The 18033-nt window shown below is 72.0% G+C and carries 13 protein-coding genes; 12 read left to right on the top strand and 1 reads right to left on the bottom strand.

What is annotated here, in order from left to right; genetic code table 11:
• Positions 1 to 22 precede the first annotated feature (22 nt).
• The 10 genes from HNR68_RS19070 (at position 23) to HNR68_RS19025 (ending at position 15533) form a co-directional block, all read left to right on the top strand.
• Entirely contained in the window at positions 23 to 1072 is a 1050-nt protein-coding gene (locus tag HNR68_RS19070) for a LacI family DNA-binding transcriptional regulator (protein ID WP_179723029.1), read from the top strand.
• A 73-nt stretch (positions 1073 to 1145) separates the two neighbouring features.
• Complete coding sequence (locus tag HNR68_RS19065) at positions 1146 to 1577, top strand: nitroreductase family deazaflavin-dependent oxidoreductase (protein ID WP_179723027.1); 432 nt, start codon at positions 1146 to 1148, stop codon at positions 1575 to 1577.
• Between the two features lie 545 nt (positions 1578 to 2122).
• Entirely contained in the window at positions 2123 to 2620 is a 498-nt protein-coding gene (locus HNR68_RS19060) for a MarR family transcriptional regulator (protein WP_179723025.1), read from the top strand.
• A 157-nt stretch (positions 2621 to 2777) separates the two neighbouring features.
• Positions 2778 to 4061 carry a glycosyltransferase family 87 protein gene (locus HNR68_RS19055; RefSeq protein WP_343050252.1) on the top strand — a complete coding sequence of 428 codons (1284 nt, stop codon included), beginning with the start codon at positions 2778 to 2780 and terminating at the stop codon, positions 4059 to 4061.
• Positions 4062 to 4489: 428 nt separating this feature from the next.
• A complete protein-coding gene (gene gltB / locus HNR68_RS19050) occupies positions 4490 to 9043 on the top strand; it encodes a glutamate synthase large subunit (protein ID WP_179723023.1) in 4554 nt (1517 codons plus the stop codon).
• Positions 9036 to 10487, top strand: a complete 1452-nt coding sequence (locus tag HNR68_RS19045) for a glutamate synthase subunit beta (RefSeq protein WP_179723021.1) — start codon at positions 9036 to 9038, stop codon at positions 10485 to 10487. The genes gltB and HNR68_RS19045 overlap by 8 nt, the downstream gene beginning before the upstream one ends.
• 211 nt (positions 10488 to 10698) lie before the next feature.
• On the top strand, positions 10699 to 12021 hold the full coding sequence (locus tag HNR68_RS19040) for an MFS transporter (RefSeq protein ID WP_218888351.1): 1323 nt from the start codon (positions 10699 to 10701) through the stop codon (positions 12019 to 12021).
• 299 nt (positions 12022 to 12320) lie between these two features.
• Positions 12321 to 13454, top strand: a complete 1134-nt coding sequence (locus tag HNR68_RS19035) for a thiolase family protein (protein ID WP_179723019.1) — start codon at positions 12321 to 12323, stop codon at positions 13452 to 13454.
• 41 nt (positions 13455 to 13495) lie between these two features.
• Complete coding sequence (locus HNR68_RS19030) at positions 13496 to 14641, top strand: acyl-CoA dehydrogenase family protein (protein WP_179723017.1); 1146 nt, start codon at positions 13496 to 13498, stop codon at positions 14639 to 14641.
• Between the two features lie 19 nt (positions 14642 to 14660).
• The gene (locus tag HNR68_RS19025) at positions 14661 to 15533 is read left to right on the top strand and encodes a LysR substrate-binding domain-containing protein (RefSeq protein WP_179723015.1); all 873 of its coding nucleotides are present in this window, start codon (positions 14661 to 14663) and stop codon (positions 15531 to 15533) included.
• On the opposite strand, the gene HNR68_RS19020 is transcribed toward HNR68_RS19025, so the two are convergent.
• Positions 15445 to 16398: a LysR family transcriptional regulator gene (locus HNR68_RS19020; RefSeq protein ID WP_343050250.1), complete on the bottom strand. Its 954-nt coding sequence runs from the start codon at positions 16396 to 16398 to the stop codon at positions 15445 to 15447. The genes HNR68_RS19025 and HNR68_RS19020 overlap by 89 nt on opposite strands.
• Positions 16399 to 16591: 193 nt before the next feature.
• Between HNR68_RS19020 and HNR68_RS19015 the strand changes: the two genes are divergently transcribed.
• Positions 16592 to 17356 carry a crotonase/enoyl-CoA hydratase family protein gene (locus HNR68_RS19015; protein WP_179723013.1) on the top strand — a complete coding sequence of 255 codons (765 nt, stop codon included), beginning with the start codon at positions 16592 to 16594 and terminating at the stop codon, positions 17354 to 17356.
• Positions 17357 to 17360: 4 nt separating this feature from the next.
• Positions 17361 to 18008 (top strand): PaaI family thioesterase, encoded by a 648-nt coding sequence (locus HNR68_RS19010; RefSeq protein WP_179723011.1) that lies wholly within the window; start codon positions 17361 to 17363, stop codon positions 18006 to 18008.
• The last annotated feature ends 25 nt before the right edge of the window (positions 18009 to 18033 follow it).

Below are 18033 nucleotides of genomic sequence, written 5' to 3'. Positions count from 1 at the left end.
AACCTCGGGTGTTGGGGAGGACATGGCTCGGTCGCGTCGCGTGACGCTGCAGGACGTTGCCGACGAGGTGGGTCTGTCGGTCAACACGGTGTCGCGCGCCCTCGCGGGCAAGAACCAGGTGAGCGAACGGACCCGCAGCACCGTCCGGAGCGTCGCCGCCCGCCTCGGGTACGTCCCCAACAGCCACGCCCGGTCCCTGGTGTCCGGCCGCACGATGGTGGTCGGGCTGGTCATCACCAACCCCTCCAACCCGTTCTACGCCGCGCTGATCTCGGCCGTGGAGCAGCGCTGCCGCCGGTCCGGCTACTCGGTGCTGCTGCTGGTCACCGAGGAGTCGGAGGCGAACGAGGGGGAGGCGGTCGAGCAGCTGCTGACCTACGGCGTCGACGGGGTCATCGCGATCCCGGTGCAGCGCGACGGCGACAGCTGGTCCCGGCTGGCGGCCGCGAAGATCCCGGTGGTCTTCGTCAGCCGGGACCTGCCGGAGTTCGGCTTCGACTTCGTGGGCATCGACGCCGAGGCCGGTGTCGCCGAGGCGGTCGAGCGCGTCGCCGCGGGGATCGACCGCGCGTGGCTGTTCGAGGAGGACCTGCGGATCAGCACCACCGAGGCGCGCATCGCCGGGTTCCGGCGCGCGCTCGAGGCCGGTGGGATCGACCAGCGGAAGTCGCTGGTGCTCAAGGTGCAGACGCGGCGCACGGCGGGCGCGAGCCGGCCGTGGCGTCCGGACGACGCCTACCAGATGGCGGCGAACCTCATCACCGAGCAGAACCACCCGGACCTCGTGGTCGCGGGCAACGACCACTTCGCGCTCGGCATCCTCAAGGCGCTGCGGGAGCGCGGTCTCGCGGTCCCGGACGACGTGCAGGTCGTGGGCTACGGCGACCACCCGTTCGCGGCGTACCTGGACCCGGCGCTGACCACGCTCCGGCTGCCCGCCGAGGACGTGGGCGCCACCGCGGTGGACCACCTGCTCGAGCGCATCGCCGACCCGGCGGGACCGCGCCGGACGCTGCTGTTCCGCCCCGAGCTCGTGGAGCGCGACTCCACCCGCCGACCGGTCTCCGCGTGATCGGGGTCGTCCGATCGGGGCGAGGTGCGGTGCTCCCGGAATGCCGGCGGCCGGGCACGTGTTCTCGGTGGACATGCCAGACGAGAAGGTTGAGCTCAGTCCCGCGGACTGGGTGCAGGAGCAGACCAAGAAGATCCTCGAGACCGGGACCACCGAGGGCGTCGAGATCCAGGGACGTCCGATCGTGCTGATGACGCTGCGCGGCGCGAAGACCGGCAAGCTGCGCTACACCCCGGTGATGCGGGTGGAGCACGGCGGTCGCTACGCGGTCGTGGCGTCCAAGGGCGGAGCGCCCGAGCACCCGACCTGGTACCACAACATCAAGGCGCACCCCGAGATCCGCCTGCAGGACGGCACCGAGACGAAGACCTTCGTCGCGCGTGAGGTCGACGGCGCCGAACGCGCGGAGTGGTGGGAGCGCGCGGTCGCGGCCTTCCCGCCCTACGCCGAGTACCAGCAGAAGACCGAGCGCCGCATCCCGGTCCTCGTCCTCGAACCGAAGTGAGTCCCGCGTTCGTCCTCGAACGCCACTGAGTCCCCGGCGGTGGGGACGCCCCCGCACACCACCGCGTCCCCACCGCCCTCCCCGAGCGCGGCGTCCGCAGCTCCCGCCCCGTCGCCCGGTCACGAGCTCCCCGCGCTCCCTCCTGGAGCCCCGGCCGTGAACGCCCCGGCCGGGCCGGTTGACGCCCCAGCGGTACCGTGCGGGCGCGTCGTCGCTGCGAAGCGGGCCCCCGGTGCGGGGGTGGCCGGTGGGGTGGCGATCATCGTTGCCGTGACCACGCTCCCGCCCCGTACCCGCGCGATGCGAGCCGAGCACGCGCGCCCAGCGCGATCCGACCGGCAGCACGACGGGACGCCTGCGCCGCGTGCGCGGAGCCGTTCCCGGCGCTCGGTCGCCGTCAGCGCGCCGAACGGCGCGGTGGTCCGCCGTCGGCGCCGACCACGCTCATCCCGTGGAGGACGTTCCGTCCGGCAGGCGCTCGGGGCCGGCGTGGTCCGGCAGAGAATTCACCAGTGAAGTAGTCTTCGTGCTCTGCTCGTGGAGGAGTGACCTTGGACGACGCGGTCGGACGGATCTGCGCGCAATGGCGCGAGCAGCGGCCGGACCTCGACGTGTCCCCGATCGACGTGGTCGGCCGGGTGCGACGGCTCGGCGCGCTGACCAACCAGCGCGACGACGCGGCGTTCGCCGAGAGCGGGCTGTCGCGGATGGAGTTCGAGGTGCTCAGCGCGCTGCGGCGGGCAGGCGGCGGACTGCGCCCCAGCCAGCTCACCCGGGAGACGCTGTCCTCCGGGGCCGCCACCACCAAGCGCCTCGCCCGGCTGGAGTCCGAGGGCCTGATCAGCCGCACCGCGAACCAGCGCGACCGCCGCGAGGTCGACGTGCGGCTCACCGAGCGCGGCCGCGAGCTGATCGACCGGCTCTTCCCGGAGCAGCTGGAGCGCGAGCGGCAGCTGCTGGCGCCGCTGGAGGCCGGTGAGCGGGAGCAGCTGGGCGCCCTGCTGGCCAAGCTGTTGCGGCCACTCGACGGAGTCGTTCGATGAGCGGAGGGTCCCGGCGAGCCGTGCACGGGGACGCCACGACGGTGGGTTAGAGTTTTCCGGTTCTTCAAGGGACGGTTCCGCGACCGGGCGTACGCGGCGTGATCGACCGATCACGATCCGGTGATCGACGGCGGTCGCCCGAGCGAGAGGAAACAGCGTGGCCACGGTGCAGTTCGGATCCGGCCATCCTGCGCTCGACCTCGGAGAGCTCTCGCACCGCTTGCGCGACTTCGTGCTGCGGCGGTCCCGCGACATCGTCGTCGCCTCGGTGCCGCTGCTGGTCGTGTCCTTCGTCCTGCTGCTCGTCATGCGGCGGGCGGGGTTGGACAGCGGCTCGGCGATCGACTACCAGGTCTACCGCTGGGCGGTGCACACCTGGCTGGCCGGCGGCGACATCATGAACACCGCCCCGACGGTGAGCATCGGGCGCGTCCTGCCGTGGGTGTACCCGCCGTTCGCGCTGCTGCCGCTGCTGCCGTTCGCGCTGCTGCCGTTCGTCGCCGGGCTCGCCGCGCTCTACCTGGTCGACCTGGCCGCCATCGGCACCGCGCTGTACCTGGTGACGCGGCACCTGTGGCCGGTGGTCGGACGGCGCGGCGCGTTCGCGGTGGCGATGGCGCTGCTGCCCGCGACGCTGTTCCTGGAACCGGTCTACGCCTCGTTCGGGCTCGGTCAGATCAACATCGCGCTGATGGGGCTGGTCGCCGTCGACTGCCTCGCGCTGCACCCCCGCTGGCCGCGCGGGCTGCTGATCGGCATCGCCGCGGCGATCAAGCTCACCCCGGCCGCGTTCCTGGTGTACCTGGTGTTCCGCAAGGAGTTCCGCGCGGCGGTGACCGCGGCGGTGACCGCCGTCCTGGGCACCTTGGTGGGCTTCGCGCTGAACTACCAGGCCGCGGTGGACTACTGGTTCGGCAAGGGCCCGGCCCACGGGGTGAGCGGTTCACCCTTCCACACCAACCAGTCGATCATGGGCGGCCTGGCCCGCCTCGAGCTGGCCCCGTGGGTGGAGAACGGGCTCTGGCTGGTGCTGTCGCTGGCGTGCGTGGCCGTGGTGGCCCACGCGGTCCGCCGGGTGGAACCGGCCCTGGCCGTGGTGGCCAACGGTCTGCTCGCGCTGCTGGTGTCGCCGACCTCGTGGTCGGACCACTGGGTGTGGTGCGCCCCCGCACTGCTGGTGATGGCCGGTTACGCGCTGCGGTTGCGCAGTCGCGGTTGGTGCGCGGTCCTCGCGCTGACCGGGGTGACCGTGCTGGCCGCCGCGTTCAAGTGGATGCCGGCCGGTCCCCCGTGGTCCGCGGTCCAGCACGTCGTCGGCAACCCGTACCTGCTGCTGGGCCTGCTGCTGGTCGCGCTGCTCGGCCACTTCGTCCGGAGCCACGCGGTCCCGCAGGTGCCGTCGGCGTTCCTCGCGGAGCAGGTCCGGCCCGGACGGCGCTGAGAAGGCCCGTCGCCCGCTGCTGCGGATCTGTGACGTTCGGGTGAAACCCGCCTGGTGAGCGACCGGGAACGCGCGCTGCTGAATCGATTCCCGCGCCGCCGATCGGCGGAACCCGTTGCTGCGCGGGGATCGTGAAGATCGCCACTCGCTGCGTCGGACAGTCGCGTATGGACGGTGCAGTGGTGCACAATCCCCCGAGCTCGCAGGGATGGTGACGACGGTGTCCCGGTCCTTGGGAGTCGCGCAACTTTCGCGAAATTTCGCGTTACCTAGCGGTAGCTTTCCGGGGCGCTCTCTCTGTAGAGTCCCCCGAACTGACCAAGAGTGCAACGGCGCATCCTTTTGTCAGTGCCCCCAAAGGTTCTTGCGGCTCCGCCGCGGGTGAGTCATGCCCTGCTGTGGGTCGCGGCCTGACGACGGGAGGTACGATGCCCCTTTCCCACCATGCAAGAAGCGAGGAGCGACGCAGCGCCGCGGCCGACGGTCTCTACGACCCGGCCTACGAACACGACGCCTGCGGTGTCGCCTTCGTGGCCGACCTGCAGGGTCGGCGGAGCCACGAGCTGGTCGAGAAGGCCCTGGTGGCCCTGCGCAACCTGGAGCACCGCGGTGCCAAGGGCGCGGACCCGGAGACCGGCGACGGGGTCGGGCTGCTCACCCAGGTCCCGGACGAGTTCTTCCGCGCCGCAGTGCCCTTCGAGCTGCCCGACCGCGGTCGTTACGCGGTGGGCACCGCGTTCCTGCCCGCCGACCCCGACGACGCGGCGCGGGCAGTGGAGGTCATCGAGCGGATCGTGGCCGAGGAAGGCCTGACGTTGCTCGGGTGGCGTGACCTGCCGGTCGCGCCCGACCGCGCCGGGACCGCGGCGCGCGAGACGATGCCGAGCTTCCGCCAGCTCTTCCTCGGTGGCGGTGCCGACGAGACGGCGCTGCAGCTGGAGCGGCGCGCGTTCTGCGTCCGCAAGCGGGCCGAGCACGAAGCCGACGTGTACTTCCCCAGCCTGTCGGCGCGGACCATCGTGTACAAGGGCATGCTCACCGAGGCCCAGCTCGGGGAGTTCTACCCGGACCTGCTCGACGAGCGCTTCGCCAGCGCGATCGGCCTGGTGCACAGCCGGTTCTCCACGAACACCTTCCCGTCGTGGCCGCTGGCGCACCCCTACCGGTACATCGCGCACAACGGCGAGATCAACACGGTCAAGGGCAACCGCAACTGGATGCGGGCCCGCGAGAGCATGCTGGCCACCGACCTGATCCCCGGTGACCTCAAGCGCCTGTTCCCGATCGCCAGCCCGGACGCCAGCGACTCGGCGACCTTCGACGAGGTGCTGGAGCTGCTGCACCTGGGCGGCCGGTCGCTGCCGCACGCGGTGCTGATGATGATCCCGGAGGCGTGGGAGAACCACGCCGAGATGGACCCGGCCCGCCGCGCGTTCTACGAGTTCCACAACTACCTGATGGAACCGTGGGACGGCCCGGCGCTGGTGGCCTTCACCGACGGCACGCAGATCGGCGCGGTGCTCGACCGCAACGGTCTGCGCCCGGGCCGTTACTGGGTGACCGAGGACGGGCTGGTGGTGCTGGCCAGCGAGGTCGGCGTGCTGGAGGTCGACGCGGACAAGGTCGTCCGCAAGGGCCGCCTGCAGCCGGGCCGCATGTTCCTGGTCGACACCGAGGCCGGCCGCATCATCGACGACGACGAGATCAAGGGCCGGCTCGCCGCCGAGCACCCGTACCAGGAGTGGCTGGACGCGGGCGTGGTGCGCCTGGAGGACCTGCCCGACCGCGACCGCGAGCTGCCCTCGCACGACTCGCTGGTGCAGCGGCAGCAGGTCTTCGGCTACACGCAGGAAGAGCTGGGCGTGCTGCTCAAGCCGATGGCCACCACCGGTGCCGAACCCATCGGCTCGATGGGCAACGACGTGCCCTTCGCCGCGTTCTCCGAGCGCCCGCGGCAGCTGTTCGACTACTTCACGCAGCTGTTCGCGCAGGTCACCAACCCGCCGCTGGACGCGATCCGGGAAGAGCTGGTCACCTCGCTGGGCACCCACGTGGGGCCGGAGCACAACCTCCTGGACCACGACCCGGCGGCGTGCCGCAACCTCGCGCTGCCGTTCCCGGTGCTGGACAACGACCAGCTCGCCAAGATCGTGCACCTCAACGACGACGGTGACCGGCCGGGTCTCAAGCCCGCGGTGGTGTCGATGACCTACCGCGTCGCGGGTGGCGGCGAAGCGCTGCGCCACCGGCTGGAGGAGATCTGCGAGGAGGTCTCGGCCGCGGTCGCCGACGGGGCGCACGTGCTGGTGCTCTCCGACCGCGCCGCGGACGCCCAGCACGCGCCGATCCCGTCGCTGCTGGCGACCGGTGCGGTGCACCACCACCTGGTGCGGGAGAAGAAGCGCACCCAGGTCGGGCTCATCGTCGAGGCCGGTGACGTCCGCGAGGTGCACCACGTCGCCCTCCTCATCGGTTACGGCGCCGCCGCGGTCAACCCCTACGTGGCGATGGCCACCGTCGAGGACCTGGTGCGCTCCGGCGCGATCCGCGACGTGGACGCCGAGAAGGCCACCGACAACCTCATCAAGGCGCTGGGCAAGGGCGTCCGCAAGACGATGTCCAAGATGGGTGTGTCCACTGTGGCCTCCTACACCGGGGCGCAGATCTTCGAGGCGATCGGGCTCGGTGAGGAGGTCATCGAGCAGTGCTTCACCGGCACCACCTCGCGCCTGGGCGGCGTCGGGTTCGACGTGCTGGCCGAGGAGGTCGCGCAGCGGCACCGCCGCGCCTACCCGTCCGACGGGGTGCAGGCGCCGCACCGCACGCTGCAGGTCGGCGGCGAGTACCAGTGGCGGCGCGAGGGCGAGCCGCACCTGTTCAACCCGCAGACGGTGTTCAAGCTCCAGCACTCCACCCGCAGCGGTCGCTACGAGGTGTTCAAGGAGTACACCAAGGCAGTCGACGACCAGTCCCGGGAACTGATGACCCTGCGCGGGTTGTTCAAGTTCCGCGAGGGCGTGCGCAAGCCGGTTCCGATCGAGGAGGTCGAACCGGTGTCGTCGATCGTCAAGCGGTTCGCCACCGGCGCCATCTCCTACGGCTCGATCTCGCAGGAGATGCACGAGGTGCTGGCGATCGCGATGAACCGGTTGGGCGGCAAGTCCAACACCGGTGAGGGCGGCGAGGACTCCGAGCGGTTCACCCCGGACGCCAACGGCGATTCGCGGCGCTCGGCGATCAAGCAGGTCGCCTCCGGCCGGTTCGGCGTGACCAGCGAGTACCTGGTCAACTCCGACGACATCCAGATCAAGATGGCGCAGGGCGCCAAGCCCGGTGAAGGTGGCCAGCTGCCCGGCCACAAGGTGTACCCGTGGGTGGCCAAGACCCGGCACTCCACGCCGGGCGTGGGGCTGATCTCGCCGCCGCCGCACCACGACATCTACTCGATCGAGGACCTGGCGCAGCTGATCCACGACCTCAAGAACGCCAACCCCCGGGCGCGGATCCACGTCAAGCTGGTGTCCGAAGTGGGCGTCGGCACGGTCGCGGCCGGTGTGTCCAAGGCGCACGCGGACGTGGTGCTCATCTCCGGCCACGACGGCGGGACCGGTGCCTCGCCGCTGTCGTCGATCAAGCACGCCGGTGGTCCCTGGGAGCTCGGGCTGGCCGAGACGCAGCAGACGCTGCTGGCCAACGACCTGCGCGACCGGATCGTCGTGCAGACCGACGGGCAGCTCAAGACCGGGCGCGACGTGATGATCGCGGCCCTGCTGGGCGCCGAGGAGTACGGTTTCGCCACCGCGCCGCTGGTGGTCTCCGGCTGCATCATGATGCGGGTCTGCCACCTCGACACCTGCCCGGTGGGCGTGGCCACGCAGAACCCGGCGCTGCGCGAGAAGTTCAGCGGCAAGGCCGAGTACCTGGTGAACTTCTTCGAGTTCATCGCGCAGGAGGTCCGGGAGTACCTGGCACAGCTGGGTTTCCGCAGCCTCGACGAGGCCATCGGCCACGCCGACCTGCTGGACACCTCTGAGGCGGTGCGGCACTGGAAGACCCAGGGCCTGGACCTCTCGCCCATCACGCACGTGCCGGAACTGCCCGAGGGCGCTGCGCGGCGCCAGGTCGTCGAGCAGGACCACGGGCTGGACAAGGCGCTGGACAACACGCTCATCCAGCTGTGCGAGGGCGCGCTCAAGGAAGGCCGGCCGGTCCGGCTGGACATGCCGGTGCGCAACGTCAACCGCACCGTCGGCACCATGCTCGGCTCCGAGCTGACCCGGCAGTGGGGCGGCGAGGGACTGCCGGACGACACCATCGACGTGACGTTCACCGGCTCGGCCGGGCAGTCCTTCGGCGCGTTCGTGCCGCGCGGCATCACCCTGCGGTTGCTGGGTGACGCCAACGACTACGTCGGCAAGGGCCTGTCCGGTGGGCGGATCGTCGTGCGCCCGGCCCCGGAGGCGCCGTTCGCCGCCGAGCAGAACATCATCGCGGGCAACGTGCTGCTCTACGGCGCGACCAGCGGTGAGATGTACGTGCGCGGTGTGGTCGGCGAGCGGTTCGCGGTGCGCAACTCCGGTGCGGTCGCGGTCGTGGAGGGCGTCGGCGACCACGGCTGCGAGTACATGACCGGGGGCCGCGTGGTCATCCTCGGCCGCACCGGGCGCAACTTCGCGGCCGGCATGTCCGGCGGCACCGCCTACCTGCTGGACCTCGACCCGAAGCGGGTCAACCACGAGATGGTGGACCTCGACCCGCTGGACGACGAGGACCGCGAGTTCCTGCACGACCGGATCCGCCGCCACTACGAGCAGACCGAGTCGGCGGTGGCCCGCGAGCTGCTGGCCGACTGGGACACCTCGGTGGAGCGCTTCGGCAAGGTCATGCCGCGCGACTTCAAGCGGGTGCTCGCGGCGCGCAGCGCAGCGGAACGCGACGGTCGCGACGTCAACGAGGCGATCATGGAGGCTGCTCATGGCTGATCCCAGGGGGTTCATGACGACGCCGCGGGAGACGCCGCAGCGTCGCCCGGTGGACGTGCGCATCAAGGACTGGCGCGAGGTCTACCTGGAGTTCGAGCAGTCGAAGCTGCAGAAGCAGGCCGGTCGCTGCATGGACTGCGGCATCCCGTTCTGCCACCAGGGCTGTCCGCTCGGCAACCTGATCCCGGAGTGGAACGACCTGGTCTGGCGGGACGACTGGCGGGAGGCGGTCGAGCGACTGCACGCCACCAACAACTTCCCGGAGTTCACCGGGACGTTGTGCCCCGCTCCGTGCGAGGCGGCGTGCGTGGTCGGCATCAACTCCGACCCGGTGAGCATCAAGCAGGTCGAGATCAGCATCATCGACAAGGCGTGGGACACCGGGTTGGTGGAGCCGCAGATGCCGCGCACCCGCACCGGCAAGAAGGTCGCGGTGATCGGGTCGGGGCCGTCCGGGCTCGCGGCTGCTCAGCAGCTGACCCGCGTGGGCCACAGCGTGGTGGTCTACGAGCGGGCCGACCGCGTCGGCGGACTGCTGCGCTACGGCATCCCCGAGTTCAAGATGGAGAAGTGGCGGCTGGACCGCCGGCTCGGGCAGATGCGGGCCGAGGGCACGGAGTTCCGCACCGGCGTGAACGTCGGCGTGGACGTCACGGCGGAGCAGCTGCGCGCGGACTACGACGCGGTGGTCCTCGCGGGCGGCTCGACGAAGGCCCGCGACCTGCCGGTGCCGGGGCGCGAGCTGGCCGGTGTGCACCAGGCGATGGAGTACCTGCCGCTGGCGAACAAGGTGCAGGAGGGCGACCTCGACCGGTCGCCGATCCACGCCGAGGGCAAGCACGTGGTGGTCATCGGCGGTGGTGACACCGGTGCGGACTGCGTGGGCACCGCGCACCGGCAGGGCGCGGCGTCGGTGACGCAGCTGGAGATCATGCCGATGCCGCCCACCTCGCGGCCGGAGTCCCAGCCGTGGCCGACGTACCCGATGGTCTACCGGGTCTCCTCGGCGCACGAGGAGGGCGGTGAGCGCCTGTACTCGGTGAGCACGCAGGAGATGCTCGGTGACGACAACGGCCACGTCCGGGCCCTGCGCCTGGTCGAGGTCACCCGCACGGACTCGGGCTTCGAGCCGGTCCCGGGCACCGAGCGGGAGATCCCGGCCCAGCTGGTGCTGCTGGCCATGGGCTTCGTCGGCCCGGAACGCGAAGGCCTCCTCACCGACCTGGGCGTGGAGCTCGACGCGCGCGGCAACGTCGCCCGCGACGAGAACTTCATGACCTCGGTCGACGGGGTCTTCGTCGCGGGTGACATGGGCCGCGGGCAGTCCCTGATCGTCTGGGCGATCGCCGAAGGCCGCTCGGCAGCGGCCGGGGTGGACGCCTACCTGGCGAACCGGGCCGTCCTGCCCGCCCCCATCGCCCCCACCGACCGCCCCATCGCATGAGCAGGTGAAGGGCACCTCCCGCCGACCCGGTTGGCGGGAGGTGCCCTTCACGCGTTCGTGTGCCCGGGGCTCGCGGTGGGGGTCCATAGTGGGCGCCTATTCGTGTGTTCAGTTCGGGGTCTTTGACCGTGTGGTGACGGTCTCGTTCAATTGCCCGAAGCCGGCGGGCAGCAGCGCCGCACCGGCCATCGGCGACGAAGGGACGGTCCGCATGACCGCTGGTGACCTGGACCGCACGGTGTCCGCCCCCGCGACGCAGGAGCCGGTGTTCCGGCCGGTGATGGCCTGGACCATCACCGGGCTGCTGGTCTTGTTCATGATCGTGAACTGGGCGGACAAGGCGGTGCTGGGCATCGTCGCCCAGCCGATCAAGGCCGAGCTCGGGCTCAGCAGCGCCGAGATCGGCTTCATCGGCAGCGCGTTCTTCTTCCTCTACAGCATCAGCGGCGTGGCGGTCGGTTTCCTGGCCAACCGGGTCAAGACCAAGTGGGTGCTGCTCGGGCTCGCCGTGCTGTGGTCGGTGACGCAGGTCCCGGTGCTGCTGTCGGCGACCGGAGCCGCGCTGCTCATCAGCCGCATCGCCCTCGGGGCGGCCGAAGGACCGGCGACCGCGATGGCCAACGCCGGGGCCTTCGAGTGGTTCCCGAAGGAGAAGCGCAGCCTGCCGTCGGCGTGGCTGTCCTCCGGCGCCTCGATCGCCAAGATCGCGGTGGCGCCGGTGCTGACGCTCATCGTGGTGACCTGGGGCTGGCGAGCGGCGTTCGTGACGCTGGCGCTGGTCGGCGTGGTCTGGTGCCTGGCCTGGCTGCTGATCGGTCGGGAAGGGCCGTACGCGACACCGCGGGGTGCCGCCGCGCAGCGCTCCGGCGGCGGTGGGGTCCGCGTGCCGTTCCGCTCGATCGCGCTCAGCCGCAGCTTCCTCGGCGGCGCGTTCGGCACCTTCATGGTCTACGGGATGGTGTCGGTGGTCCTGACGTGGCTGCCGTCCTACTTCGAGGTCGGGCTCGGGTTCAGCCGGGTGCAGGCGGGCGCCATGTTCGGGTTGCCCAGCATCACCGGCATGATCGCCATGGTCGGGGCGGGGTGGCTGACCGACCGGATGATCTCGCGCGGCTCCAGCGCCCGGGTGCAGCGCGGCCTGCTGCCCGCGATCTCACTGCTGGTCGGCGGTGGTCTGCTGGCGGTCCTGCCCTACGTGGGCGGGGCGTGGGCGTCGGTCGCCGTCGTGGTGGTGGCCTACGGGTTCATGGTGGTGTCGCTGCCGGTGATGAACGCGGTGGTGTCGCAGATCAGCCCCACCCGTCAGCAGCCCGGTGCGCTCGGGCTCTTCCTCGCCCTGCAGACGCTGTCCGGGCTGTTCGCGCCGGCGCTGACCGGTGCTCTGGTGGACGTGGCGCCGACGCCCGGCGCCGGGTACGCGCAGGCGTTCCAGCTGTTCGGGTTGACCGTGGTCGTCGGCGGGATCGTGATGGCCCTGCTGGTCCACCCGGACCGCGACGCCCACAAGGTCCTCGGCGACGCGGCCGAGCGGTGATGGCCGGTCTGCATCGGACTGCTTCCGTGCGGTCGCGGGTGTCCGATGTGGACGGACGTGTTCGACGCTGCGGAAGCAGCTGGTCGGCGCTCCGCGTCGACCGACCCGGCGGTCACGCGGAGCAGCACGGGCGTCCGCCGCTCCCACTCCGCGTCGCACCGCCCCGACCCGGCGGTGAACCGGCCGCAGCGGGTGCATAGGCGGGGCCTATCCGAACGTTCCGGACCCGATCTTTGTCCGCGACCGGTGTCGAGTGGTTCATTCGAACCAGGCCCGCCGATCCCAGACAGGAGAAGCACATGAGGGACGCAGTCATCGTCGACGCCGTGCGCACCCCGGTCGGCAAGCGGGGCGGTGCGCTGTCCGGGATCCACCCGGCGGACCTGTCCGCGCGGGTGCTCAACGCCCTGGTGGAGCGCGTCGGGGTCGAACCGGCCGACGTCGACGACGTGGTGTGGGGGTGCGTGAGCCAGGCGGGGGAGCAGGCGGGCAACATCGCGCGCACCTCCGTGCTGGCGGCCGGGTGGCCGGAATCGGTGCCCGCCACCTCGGTGGACCGGCAGTGCGGCTCCAGCCAGCAGGCGGTGCACGCGGCCGCCGCGGGCGTCATCGCGGGCCACTACGACATCGCGGTGGCCGGCGGGGTGGAGTCGATGAGCCGGGTGCCGATGGGCTCCGCCCGCGGGGACGCGGAGAAGGTGTGGCCCGACTCGGTGCTGGACCGCTACGGGGTCCCCGGCTTCAACCAGGGCATCGGGGCGGAGATGGTGGCCGAGAAGTGGGGCTTCTCCCGCCAGCAGCTCGACGAGTACTCGCTGGCCTCGCACGCGCGGGCCGCCGCGGCCATCGACTCCGGTGCGCTGGACGACCAGCTGGTCGACATGCCGGAGCTGCGCGCCGACGAGGGCGTGCGGCGTGGCGGCACCCTGGAGTCGCTGGGCAAGCTCAAGACGGTGTTCCGCGAGAACGGCGTGATCACCGCGGGCAACGCCTCCCAGATCTCCGACGGCAGCGGCGCGCTGCTCATCACCACCAGTGACGTCGCCCGCGAACGCGGGCTGCGGCCGATCGCGCGGGTGCACACGGCGGTGCTGGCCGGGGACGACCCGGTGATGATGTTGTCCGCGCCGTGGCCGGCCACGCACAAGGCGCTGCGCAAGGCCGGGCTCACCATCGACGACATCGGCGCGTTCGAGGTCAACGAGGCCTTCGCGCCGGTGCCGCTGGCCTGGTTGGCCGAGACCGGGGCGGACCCGGCGCGGCTCAACCCGCTGGGCGGGGCGATCGCGGTCGGCCACCCGCTGGGCGGGTCCGGCGCGGTCCTGATGACCCGCCTGGTGCACCACATGCGCGCCAACGGGATCCGCTACGGGCTGCAGACGATGTGCGAGGGCGGCGGCATGGCCAACGCCACCATCCTCGAACTGCTCTGACGGACCGCCACCGGGCACGAGGCATCGGAGAGGAGAGGCGGATGCGCAGCACCGCGTACGGGGCGGAACACGAGGCGTTCCGCGAGGTGGTCCGGGAGTTCCTGGCCAAGGAGGTCGTGCCGCACTTCGCCGACTGGGAGAAGGCCGGGCTGGTGCCCCGCGAGCTGTTCCACAAGGCCGGTGAGGTCGGCATGCTCGGGCTGCAGGTGCCCGAGGAGTACGGCGGGGGCGGGACGACCAGCTTCAAGTTCAACGCCGTCATCACCGAGGAGACCGCCCGCGCCGGGGTGTCGCTGGGCGGCCTCAAGGTGCACACCGACGTGGTCGTGCCCTACTTCGTCTCGCTCTGCGACGAGGAGCAGCGGCGGCGCTGGCTGCCGGGGCTGGCCAGCGGGGAGCTGATGAGCGCCATCGCCATGACCGAGCCCGGCACCGGGTCGGACCTGGCGGGGATGGCGACCACCGCCACCCGCGAGGGCGACCACTACATGCTCAACGGCGCCAAGACGTTCATCACCGGGGGCCACAACGCGGACCTGGTCATCGTGGTGGCCCGCACCGGGAAGGGCGAGGACCGCCGGGACGGGTTGTCGCTGCTGGTCGTGGAGCGCGGCATGCCCGGGTTCAGCCGGGGCCGCAACCTGGAGAAGCTCGGGCTCAAGGCGCAGGACACCGCGGAGCTGTTCTTCGACGACGTCCGCGTCCCGGCCGCGAACCTGCTCGGCGAGGAGGGGCGCGCCTTCGAGTACCTGGGGGCGAACCTGCCGCAGGAGCGGCTGGGCATCGCGGTGTCCGGCCAGGCCGCGGCGGAAGCGGCGCTGCGCACGACGCTGGACTACGTGCGGGAGCGCACGGTCTTCGGCAAGCCGGTGGGCAGCTTCCAGAACAGCAAGTTCGAGCTGGCCGGGTGCGCCGTGGAGATCGAGGCCGGGCGGGCGGTGTTGGACCGCGCGCTGGACGAGCACGAGGCGGGGGAGCTGACCGCCGCCGACGCCGCCAAGGTCAAGGTCTACTGCACCGAGCTGCAGTCCAGAGTGGTCGATCGCTGCCTGCAGCTGCACGGGGGCTACGGCTACGTGCTGGAGTACCCGATCGCCCGGATGTACGCCGACGCGCGGGTCACCCGCATCTTCGGCGGCACCACCGAAGTGATGAAGACGATCATCGCGAAGGACCTCGGCCTCTGACGCGGGTTACGCTGCCGGGGTGGAGCTGCACCAGGTCGAGTACTTCCTGGCGGTCGTCGATCACAAGGGCATCAACGCCGCGGCGAGCGCGCTGCGACTGGCGCAGCCCACCGTCTCGCAAGCCATCCGCGGTCTGGAGCGGGAGCTCGGCGTCGAGCTGTTCCACCGCATCGGGCGCGGCATGGTGCTGACCTCGGCCGGGCGGGCCTTCGTCGGCCCGGCCCGGCAGATCCTGCGCGACGTCGTGGCGGCCGAGGGAGCCCTGGTCGACGCGGCCGGGCTGCCGCGCGGCCGGCTGGACATCCACGTGGCCGCCGCGCTGGCGGTGCACCCGGTGGCGCAGCTGGTCGGCCGGTTCCGGCAGCGCTACCCGAACGTCTCGCTGCGGTTGGCCGAGCTGCGCGACGAGGAGGGCGGTGCCGCGCTGATCCGCGAGGGGCACTGCGAGATCGTGTTCACCATCCTCCCGGCACCCGCCCCGGACCTGGAGGTGGAGGAGCTGGGCAGCCACGAGTTCTGGCTGGTGTTCCCGCCGGGCACGGACGTCCCGGAGAAGGACCCGCTGCCGCTGGCCGAGCTGCCGGACCTGCCGCTGGTGATCGTGCCCAAGAGCACCGGGCGCACGGCCATCGAGCGGGCGCTCAGCGCGGCCCGCAAGCGGACCCGGCCGTCGGCGGTCGTGCAGCACCGCGAGTCGATGCTGCCGCTGGTGCTGGCCGGGGTGGGCGGCACGGTGCTGTCCCGGCCGATGGCCGAGCAGGCCGCCGCGCGCGGGGCGATCGTGCGCGCCGTCGACCCGCCGATCACCCTCCCGTACGGGGTGCTCTACGACCCGGCGGTGCTGTCCCCGGCGGGGCGGGCGCTGCTGCGGATGGCCCGGACGCCGCGCTGACCCCGGCGACGTCGAGGAACGCCTCGGCCGCGGGCGACAGCGGCCCCGGCCGGTGCACGAAGCCGACGCTGTGCCGCAGTTCCGGGGTGGTGGACCGCAGGACCGTGCCGGGCAGCTCGCGTTCGGCCAGGTCGCGGGGCAGGAACGTGGCACCCGCGCCGTGCGCCACCAGGTCCCAGATCGCCTGCCGGTTGGCCGACTCCACCGCGACGGTCAGCGTCGAGGTGTCGAGCACGTCGTCGACCAGGGTGCGGCTGTCGGTGAACTCCAGGACCAGCGGGACGCCCGCGACCGCGGACAGCGGCACCGGGTCGGGCAGCTGCTCGGCCAGCTCCGGCGGGAGGACCAGCACGATCTCCTGGGTGTCCAGCTCACGGGTGAGCAGCGACGACCCGCGGGGACCGGTGCTGCGCGGCAGGAGCTTGGTCAGCCCGAGCTCGGCGCGCCCGCGCCGCACCTCGTCGACCACCCGCGTCGACCCGCCGGGGTCGATGATGTTGAGCACCACGCCGGGGTGGCGCCGGTGGAACTCGCCCGCCAGCTCGGGCAGCGGGTGCGCGGCCAGCGTCGGCAGCGCCGCGATGTCCAGCTGTCCGCTGCCCAGCTCGCGCACGTCCTGCGCGGCGCTGCGGGCGCGTTCGACGTCGCGGAGGATCCGCCGCGCGGGCCCCACGAACGCCTCGCCGTCGGGGGTGAGCACGAGCTGGCGACCGGTGCGGTGGAACAGCTGCACCCCGAGCTGCCGCTCCAGGCTCCGGATCGCCTGCGACAGCGACGGCTGGGCGATGTAGAGGGCCTGCGCGGCCTTGGTGACGCTGCCGTGGTCGATCACCGCCAGGAAGTACTCCACCATCCGCAGGTCCACTCGGGAAGGATACGGAGGCGGGCCCGCGGGCGGTACACCTCGGCGCGAGCCCCGGGGAGTCCAGGCCCCATTGGTCTCGGCTATGGGTGCGTGCGATCTTCCGTCTGGTTCATACCGTCCGGTCGGTCTGGACCTGGACCCGGGAGCGGGCGATACTGGGGCCGCCCTGGCGCGAGACCGGAGGAGAAGCAGCGTGGCTGACAGCGTCCTGACCGAGGTCGCCGACGGCGTCGCCGTCATCACGATCAACCGGCCCGAGGCCCGCAACGCGGTGGACCGCACGGTCGCAGAGGGACTGGCTGCCGCCATCGACGAGCTCGAAGGTCGCTCCGACGCCGTCATCGGCATCCTCACCGGAGCGGGAGGCACCTTCTGCGCGGGCATGGACCTCAAGGCCTTCACCCGCGGCGAACGCCCCTCCATCCCGGGGCGCGGCTTCGGTGGCGTCACCGAGCGGCCACCGTCGAAACCGCTGCTCGCCGCCGTCGAGGGGTGGGCGCTGGCCGGCGGCTGCGAGCTCGCGCTCAGCTGCGACCTCATCGTGGCCTCGCGGGAGGCCAAGTTCGGGCTGCCGGAGGTCAAGCGCGGGCTGGTCGCCGCGGCCGGCGGCCTGCTGCGGCTGCCCAAGACGTTGCCCTACCAGCTGGCGATGCAGGTGGCGCTGACCGGCGATCCGCTCACCGCCGAGGTCGCCCACGCGCACGGGCTGGTCAACGAGCTCACCGAGCCGGGCGAGGCGCTGGCCGGCGCGCGGGAGCTGGCCGCGCGGGTCGCCGCCAACGGCCCACTGGCGGTCCGGGCCACCAAGCAGATCGTCTCCGGCGCCGTGCGGTGGACCGACGCCGAAGCGTTCGCCCAGCAGGCCGAGATCGCCGCGCCGGTGTTCACCTCCGCCGACGCCCAGGAGGGCGCGAAGGCGTTCGCCGAGAAGCGCAAGCCGGTCTGGCGGGGTGAGTGACCGGATGGCCGCGGAGGACGACCTGGCGGAGCGCCGCCGGGCCGCGCGGGAGCTCGGTGCCGCGCTGCGCGAACTGACCGACGCCGCGGTGACGACCGAGGTCGACACCGCGACGCTGACCGAGGTCGCCGAGCAGGTCCGCGCCCTGGTCCCGCCGCTGGCCGCGGCCCGCCGGACGCGCGGGGAACCGGCCACCGTCGACGGCGGCGGGCGCGGCAGCCGGACCTACAGCCCGGCCGTCGGCCCGGGCAACCCGATCGCCCCGCCGATGCGGGTCGAGGTCGTCGACGGCACGGCGATCGGCCGCTGCACGCTCGGCCTGGCCTACGAGGGGCCGCCCAGCTACGGGCACGGCGGCATCAGCGCGCTGCTGCTCGACCAGATCCTCGGCCACGTCCACGCGACGCGCGGCAAGGCCGGCATGACGGTGAAGCTCGACCTGCGGTACCGACGGCCGGTGCCGCTGCTGACACCGCTGCGCATCGTCGGCCAGGTGGAGCGCGTCGACGGCCGGTGGACCGAGGCGTTCGCCACGATCAGCACCGAGGAGGACCCGGACACGGTGCTGGTGGAGGCCCGAGGTGTCTTCGTGGTGCCCAACGCCGAGCAGGCCGCGCGGCTGTTCGGGGGTCTGGAGCGCCTCGTGAGGTGAGCAGCGGGTGCCGATGGTTCAAGGA

Origin of the sequence: Saccharopolyspora hordei (assembly GCF_013410345.1) — a bacterium.
In the GTDB taxonomy this organism is placed as follows: domain Bacteria; phylum Actinomycetota; class Actinomycetes; order Mycobacteriales; family Pseudonocardiaceae; genus Saccharopolyspora; species Saccharopolyspora hordei.
This window is presented reverse-complemented; position numbering and strand designations above follow the sequence as displayed.

Excerpts from the sequence above, each read along its gene's own strand:
- HNR68_RS19010 (WP_179723011.1), top strand. The coding sequence starts at position 17,361 with ATGGCCGCGGAGGACGACCTGGCGGAGCGCCGCCGGGCCGCGCGGGAG.
- HNR68_RS19065 (WP_179723027.1), top strand. The coding sequence starts at position 1,146 with ATGCCAGACGAGAAGGTTGAGCTCAGTCCCGCGGACTGGGTGCAGGAG.
- HNR68_RS19070 (WP_179723029.1), top strand. The coding sequence starts at position 23 with ATGGCTCGGTCGCGTCGCGTGACGCTGCAGGACGTTGCCGACGAGGTG.
- gltB (WP_179723023.1), top strand. The coding sequence starts at position 4,490 with ATGCCCCTTTCCCACCATGCAAGAAGCGAGGAGCGACGCAGCGCCGCG.
- HNR68_RS19035 (WP_179723019.1), top strand. The coding sequence starts at position 12,321 with ATGAGGGACGCAGTCATCGTCGACGCCGTGCGCACCCCGGTCGGCAAG.
- HNR68_RS19030 (WP_179723017.1), top strand. The coding sequence starts at position 13,496 with ATGCGCAGCACCGCGTACGGGGCGGAACACGAGGCGTTCCGCGAGGTG.
- HNR68_RS19040 (WP_218888351.1), top strand. The coding sequence starts at position 10,699 with ATGACCGCTGGTGACCTGGACCGCACGGTGTCCGCCCCCGCGACGCAG.
- HNR68_RS19045 (WP_179723021.1), top strand. The coding sequence starts at position 9,036 with ATGGCTGATCCCAGGGGGTTCATGACGACGCCGCGGGAGACGCCGCAG.